Raw genomic sequence first — 621 nt, 5'->3', positions numbered from 1 at the left:
CACCCGATCGCGTACGACGTGATCGCCACGCCCTCCACGAGCGCCTGCGGGCTCGCCAGCATCAGCGGGATGTCCTTGCACGTGCCCGGCTCGGACTCGTCCGCGTTGACGACCAGGTACCGCGGGCCGCCGTCGGGCGCGGGCAGGAAGCCCCACTTCATGCCCGTCGGGAAGCCCGCGCCGCCGCGGCCGCGCAGGCCCGACGCCTTGACCGTCGCGACGACGTCCGCCGGGTCCTGGGCGAGCGCCGCGCGCAGCCCCGCGTAGCCACCGCGGTCCACGTACGACGCCAGCGTCCAGGACCGGTCCGCGTCCCACGTGTCCGACAGGACGGGGGTCAGCGGGTCCGGGGTCGGCCGGGCCACGGTGCCCTGCTGCTCGCTCATGCGTCCGCTCCCTTCGACGGGTCGGGCTGGGTGCCGGGAGACTCGGCCTTGCCGCCGGGGTCGACGTCGGCGCCGGTCGTCGGCTTCCGATCGGCGCTCGACTGCTCGCCGCCGGTGACCGGCTTCTCGGGCGCGCCCTCGCCTCCGGCGTCTGCCCCACCTGCCGAGGCAGAGGCCTGGTCCGCCGAGGTAGAGGCCTGGTCGGTACCGGGGGCGGTCCAGCCCTGCTCGCGCG

General features: G+C 76.2%; 2 pseudogenes. Both read right to left on the bottom strand.

What is annotated here, in order from left to right:
• Positions 1-386 (bottom strand): annotated as a pseudogene (locus tag G3I78_RS46855) (NADH-quinone oxidoreductase subunit F); the annotation flags it as partial.
• A pseudogene (locus G3I78_RS46850) lies at positions 383-621 on the bottom strand (hypothetical protein); the annotation flags it as partial. The pseudogenes G3I78_RS46855 and G3I78_RS46850, both read right to left, overlap by 4 nt.

The organism is Streptomyces sp. SID13726, assembly GCF_010548375.1.
In the GTDB taxonomy this organism is placed as follows: Bacteria; Actinomycetota; Actinomycetes; order Streptomycetales; family Streptomycetaceae; genus Streptomyces.
This window is presented reverse-complemented; position numbering and strand designations above follow the sequence as displayed.